The following is a 5,877-nucleotide window of genomic DNA, read 5'->3' as shown; positions in this document are numbered from 1 at the left end:
GCCAAAGGCGCCGCTATATTCCACACCATAGGTTTGGGAAGAGTTGCCGGTGACGTTTTCCACCTGGTTGTCAAAGTCCAGCAGGTAGGCGTAGACGCCAATGTTGTGTCCCGCTGCGGGCGAGTAGGACAGGTACAGGGCATGGGAATCGGAGTCGAAACGGCGCGGTTGACCGCCGCCGGTATCCGGTCCGAACACCCGATTGACGTCCCAGATGTAGCTGTAGTCCACCTTCACCGGTCCAACGGGCAGTTCCAGGCGGAAGGAGTCGTAGGTCTGTTCATTCTGGCGCCAGCCCACTCCGCCGAGAAAACGCTGTCCGGCGTGGTTGATGCGTTGGCGACCGGCGGTACCGGCAAAGTAATCATTCTTGTATTTCAGGAAAGCCTGGTTGATATCGGTGCCATCCGGGTCGGCAACGATGGGATATTGTGAGGCCTTGCCATTGGACGGCGTGGCATAGCTTTCGCTGCCAATCTGGGCGACGTCGTCAACTTCGAGCAGCCCCGAAAAGCCATGAAAGCTGGCGGAGGTCAGGGTCAGGCGGGATTTCAGGGTGGATGCCTTGGCGACATCCAGCGTATCCACATCCTGATCCACATATTCATAGCGATAGCGGAAGGACAGGTTGACATCGCCCTTGGTGAAAATTTCGGACAAGCTGGTGGCTTCCTCGGCTGCAGCAGATGCCGCGCCCGTTATCCCCAGCGCTGCCAACATAATGGCGGTGCCCATGTTCGCGTTTGGTTTTTTTGCAACAGCTTTTTTCATAGTGGTGTCCCCAAAACGGTTTCTTCTGAAGTTGCCACCAAAGTGGTAGGATGGGTGCCACGTTGGTATTAACTATCTGATATAGAAGGAATTTATTTCCTTCTTGTGACAAGTTAACAGCTCTTTCTGCGGCTAAACTTGACCTTGATCAACGAAGCCAAAGGGCTGCGCCATAAACTTGACTGGACCCGTAATATCCCCCGCCATTGGCAACATCGGAAGTGGAGTCCTAGCTATGCCGAGTGAAAATCAGGCCGTTTTGAGTGACCGTTTTGGCCGGGTAGTCGATTACCTGAGGCTGTCGGTGACCGACCGCTGTGATTTCCGTTGTCTGTACTGTATGGCGGAAGACATGACCTTCCTGCCGCGCCAGCAACTGCTCACCCTGGAAGAAATGGCTTTCCTGGGCCGGGCTTTTGTGTCACTGGGGGTCAAGCGCATCCGCCTGACCGGCGGCGAACCGCTGGTGCGCAAAAACGTCATGTCGCTGATCGGTGAGCTGGGCTCGCTGCGCGGGCTGGATGAATTGACCCTCACCACCAATGGTTCGCAGCTGCGCAACACCGCCCCGGCGCTGGCCGCCGCCGGTGTGCGGCGTATCAATGTGAGTCTGGACTCGCTGCAACCGGAGCGCTTTGCCGCCATCACCCGCACTGGCAAGCTGGCACAGGTGCTGGACGGCATTGAGGCGGCCCGGCAGGCCGGTATTGAGCGCATCAAATTGAACAGCGTGATCGTGCGCGGTCAGAACGATGACGAGGTGGTCGCGCTGGTGGACTATGCCCTGGCGCGGGGGCTGGATATCAGCTTTATCGAGGAGATGCCGCTGGGTGATATCGGCTGTCGCGATCGCCAGGGCGGACTGGTCACCAGTGAGGAAATCCGCCAGCGAATCGGTGATGATTATCCACTGTTGGCCAGTACCGAGAGCACTGCCGGGCCCTCCCGTTACTACCGTATTGCCGGCAGCGCCAGTCGCATCGGTTTTATTTCACCCCACAGCCATAATTTCTGCGATAGTTGTAACCGGGTTCGGGTCACCTGTGAGGGGCGCTTGCTGCTGTGCCTGGGCAACGAGCATTCGGTGGATCTGCGCGCCGTGATGCGCCGTTACCCCGGCGATCTGGAGACCCTGCGCGAGGCCATTGTCGCCGCCATGGAGCTGAAGCCAGAACGGCACTATTTTTACCACGACGACAAACCGCAGGTATTGCGCTTTATGAATGCGACGGGAGGTTAAACGGACATGATCAAGATTGAGGAACCCCTGTCAGAGAGTAGTAGCGCCGCCTGGCTCAATTTGGGCTTTCGGCCTTTCTTTATGGGCGCCGCCCTGTTCGCCGTGCTGTCCATGTCCGTCTGGGCGGCAATTTTCCCGCTGCAGATACTGCCGCCGTTGAATGAATTGCCTCCGATCACCTGGCACGCTCACGAGATGATCTACGGCTATGCGCTGGCGGTGATTGCCGGTTTCCTGCTGGCCGCGGTAAAAAACTGGACCGGTTTGCCGACCCCCAGCGGAATGCTGCTATTGCTGCTGTTTGCACTGTGGCTGGCGGCGCGGCTGTTGCCGTTGGCTGGCCATTGGATACCGCTCCAGTGGACCGCTTTCTCCGACCTGCTGTTTATGGCCATGCTGATCCCGGCGGTGGCGGTGCCGATCATTCGCGCCAAATCCCGGCGCAACCTGGTGGTGATCGCCATACTGGCGCTGTTGCTGACCGGCAACTGTCTCTTCTATCTCGGGGTTTTCGGCATACTGACCGACGGTATCCGGCTGGGGCTGTACCTGGGTTTTTACATCATCATCGCCCTGGTATTGATGATGGGAAGGCGGGTGATCCCCTTTTTCACCGAGCGCGGTGTCGGCTATTCGGTCACCCTGACCAATTACCCCTGGCTGGACAAAACTGTGCCGTTGCTGATGGTCGCCTTTATTGCCGCTGAGCTGCTCGCGCCGGGAAACTTGCTGACAACGGTCGTTGCCGCCGTTCTGACCGTGCTACTGGGACTTCGCCTGGTCGGCTGGCACACCAAGGGCATCTGGCGCAAGCCATTGCTGTGGGTGCTACACGTTGCCTACGGCCTGGTGGTACTGGGCTTTGCCCTGAAAGTGGCGGCCTTTCTATTCGGCACTTCGCCCTTCCTGGCGGTGCACGCCTTCGCCCTGGGGGGCATCGGCCTGATGACCCTCGGCATGATGGCCCGGGTCTGCCTGGGACATACCGGCCGCAATGTGTTTGCGCCGCCCGCCGCGGTCACCTGGATGTTTCTGCTGCTGTGCGGTGCCGCATTGGCGCGAATTTTTCTGCCGTTGCTGGCCCCTTCCTACTACGACCTTTGGGTCGGGCTCTCCCAGCTGTGCTGGATCATGTCCTTTGTCTTGTTTGCCCTGGTCTATCTTCCTATGCTGGTGACTCCCCGGGTGGATGGCCAGCCGGGGTAGCTAAAAAACGATCTGCGTTGCCACGGTGGTGTTAAAAAAAGGCTCAATCAGCTTCTGGGAAAAGCCCCGGCATCCATCGCCCGGCGAGAGAAGCTGGAAAAGCGATCCTTAAAGGAGCCCTTGTGCTGTTGGATGTAATAACGCCAGCCCCCAGCAGGGCTGAGACAACCCGGCGTGCCTGCCGTTCTCCTGTGCCGACAATGCCAGGTACGTCACCGCGCGGAAGTTCGCCGCGATAAAGGATAGCTTCCAGAACAAGGCCCGCTTTGGGGGGCAGGCTGTCCGTCCTGACTTCTTCCTCGCACCAGAGCCGGATACGTTCCCTGAGTTTGTCGGGCTGAACCAGTTTTTCCATGAAATCCACCTGGTCAATACAGGTCTGTAGGAAAAATTCAGTAAACTCCGCCAGGGCGCTTTCGCTGCGACTGCCCCGGCCGTCCATATCGCCGTGGCGCGGCCCGTCGCAAGCGATTAAGTGCTGCTTGTATTTGGATTCCTGCCTGGCAAGCCCTCTGGCGATGGACCATATACCGCCCGTATCCAGGGCTTCCCTCAGCATGGCGTAGGACATCAGTCGAGCCACGCGACCATTACCGTCGACAAAGGGGTGAATCCATAGAAGGCGATGATGAGCCGCCGCTGCCGAGAAGATTGTTTCAGCTTTTTTTAGACTGCTATACACCTCTTCAAAGCGCTGTAGAAAGCGGGGTAGTGCACCAGCACTTACCGGAACATGATGGCCGACTTTGGCATCCCTGAATCTCAGCTTTCCCGGAATGATATATACTCGCTCGCCTGTTTCCGGGTCTTCTGACCAGAGCAATTCATCCGGCAGGTGTTCGCAGAACCGCCTGTGGATTTCACAGATACCATCGAGGGTGGCCGCACGTCCACCGTCCAGCCCCCCATCATCAATCCACTTTTGGACCATGACATGGGCCCTGGCCTCTAGCTGTAAGTCCCGTTTGCGCGGTTCGTCGCTATAGTCGTCACGCATGGCGCGTTCAATATCGATAGGGTGTGTGTTGTGACCTTCAATGAGGTTCGAGTAATAGCAGTTCATTGAGCGGACAAGCTCTGCGAGGGCCGAAACAACGCTGTCCGGCAGGCTTCTTCTGAAACCGGCTGATTTAGCGGCGAGTTCCACCCCCAGTTCGGTAAGGACAGGGCGATAACGGGAGCCCTCTCCTATGCGGAGTGGCTCCATAATAGCGATGGTTTCGCCCCTATCTATGGCTGTTTCCATGTCCGATTTGATGTCCGCTTTAAAATATTAGTTATGTTATGTATAACATGTAGTTAGATGATATGGAAGTGAAAGTATGGGGGCTGTTATGTCCGGTTCTATTTCCGATTTAGGTGAGGGGGGTTACGGGTAACTTGCCCCTAAACCTTGATGAATCAATGGAATCAATGGGGTCGGAGTCATTGATTTTGTTGCTCTAAGGGACTAGCCTGTCTTTCCACTTTACTCTGTGGGGACTCTGATGGCCCGCTTACCTCGACTTTACTTGCCTGGTTGCGCCCAGCATATCATTCAGCGGGGTAACAACCGTGAAGCCTGCTTCTACGATGAAGCAGATTACACAGCCTATCTCGCTTTCCTCAAGGATGCGGCGGTTAAATATCAGGTTGCCATCCATGCCTTTGTGTTAATGACCAACCATGTACACCTGCTCGTCACACCCGAAGACGAGAAAGGGGTTGGCCGCCTTATGCAGGCACAAGGGCGGAAATACGTTCAATACGTTAATCACACCTATGGTCGCACCGGCACCCTCTGGGAGGGGCGCTACAAATCCACGCTGGTGGATACGGATAACTACCTGTTGACGGTTTACCGCTATATTGAACTGAATCCGGTCCGCGCAGATATGGTCTCTCACAGTGCGGACTACCCCTGGTCCAGCTATCGGTACAATGCCTTGGGAAAGGAGATACAGCTGGTGACACCACCCCATCCCCAATACCTCCAACTAGGCAAAACCGCAGCAGAAAGGCAGTCAGCCTACCGAGCCTTGTTTCGGGGAAGAATGGCAGACCGGGACCTGACAGCTATCCGCGAGGCGACAAGTAAAGGCTGGGCCTTGGGCGACAACCGATTTAAGCAACAGATAGAAGCCAGCACGGGGCGAAGAGCCGTACCATTGGGGCGGGGAGGGGATAGGAAGTCAGAAGCATATCGGAAGTCTAAAGATCAATGACTCTGACCCTATTGATTTTTGATTTGACCCTATTGATTCATGACCCTATTGATTCAATACCTCCAACTAGGCAAAACCGCAGCAGAGAGGCAGGCAGCCTACCGTGCCTTGTTTCGGGGAAGAATGGCAGATCAGGATCGGACGGCGATCTGCGAGGCGACAAATAAAGGCTGGGCCTTGGGCGACAACCGATTTAAGCAACAGATAGAAGCCAGCACAGGGCGAAGAGCCGTGCCATTGGGGCGGGGAGGGGACAGGAAGTCAGAAGCATATTGGAAGTCTAAAGATCAATGATCTCTGACCCTTTTGATTTAAAGATCAATGATCTCTGACCCTTTTGATTCTCTTTTGATTCTTTTGATTACACACTTATTTCAAAGCAGCGAGCGCCGCTTTTTGGCGTCCGCTGCCTTTGATTGTTAAATGCAATTACCCTTTAGGCGGGAAAGGATCGTT

5 protein-coding genes are annotated in these 5,877 nt (G+C 56.0%); 3 read left to right on the top strand and 2 right to left on the bottom strand.

Features of this window, described 5'->3' with window-relative positions; all coding sequences use genetic code 11:
* On the bottom strand, positions 1–771 hold a 771-nt coding region (locus ABY948_RS10775), incomplete at its 3' end, for an alginate export family protein (protein ID WP_461482542.1).
* 235 nt (positions 772–1,006) lie between these two features.
* Here ABY948_RS10775 and moaA point away from each other — a divergent pair.
* Both moaA and ABY948_RS10765 read left to right on the top strand, forming a co-directional pair.
* Positions 1,007–2,011: a GTP 3',8-cyclase MoaA gene (moaA, locus tag ABY948_RS10770; protein ID WP_461482541.1), complete on the top strand. Its 1,005-nt coding sequence runs from the start codon at positions 1,007–1,009 to the stop codon at positions 2,009–2,011.
* A 6-nt stretch (positions 2,012–2,017) separates the two neighbouring features.
* Positions 2,018–3,217 (top strand): NnrS family protein, encoded by a 1,200-nt coding sequence (locus tag ABY948_RS10765; RefSeq protein WP_461482540.1) that lies wholly within the window; start codon positions 2,018–2,020, stop codon positions 3,215–3,217.
* A 43-nt stretch (positions 3,218–3,260) separates the two neighbouring features.
* Here ABY948_RS10765 and ABY948_RS10760 read toward each other — a convergent pair whose 3' ends face one another.
* Positions 3,261–4,463, bottom strand: coding sequence for a Fic family protein (locus tag ABY948_RS10760; protein WP_461482539.1), 1,203 nt, complete (start codon positions 4,461–4,463; stop codon positions 3,261–3,263).
* Positions 4,464–4,704: 241 nt separating this feature from the next.
* On the opposite strand from ABY948_RS10760, the gene ABY948_RS10755 reads away from it, so the two are divergent.
* On the top strand, positions 4,705–5,421 hold the full coding sequence (locus ABY948_RS10755; RefSeq protein ID WP_461482538.1) for a transposase: 717 nt from the start codon (positions 4,705–4,707) through the stop codon (positions 5,419–5,421).
* The last annotated feature ends 456 nt before the right edge of the window (positions 5,422–5,877 follow it).

Source organism: Porticoccus sp., assembly GCF_041592135.1.
Lineage (GTDB): Bacteria > Pseudomonadota > Gammaproteobacteria > Pseudomonadales > Porticoccaceae > Porticoccus.
The sequence above is the reverse complement of the archived record's forward strand: the minus strand, read 5'-3'. Positions and strand labels throughout refer to the sequence as shown.

What these genes read in the sequence shown, in the direction of transcription:
- moaA (WP_461482541.1), top strand. Translation starts at nt 1,007, where the DNA reads ATGCCGAGTGAAAATCAGGCCGTTTTGAGTGACCGTTTTGGCCGGGTA.
- ABY948_RS10755 (WP_461482538.1), top strand. Translation starts at nt 4,705, where the DNA reads ATGGCCCGCTTACCTCGACTTTACTTGCCTGGTTGCGCCCAGCATATC.
- ABY948_RS10765 (WP_461482540.1), top strand. Translation starts at nt 2,018, where the DNA reads ATGATCAAGATTGAGGAACCCCTGTCAGAGAGTAGTAGCGCCGCCTGG.
- ABY948_RS10760 (WP_461482539.1), bottom strand. Translation starts at nt 4,463, where the DNA reads ATGGAAACAGCCATAGATAGGGGCGAAACCATCGCTATTATGGAGCCA.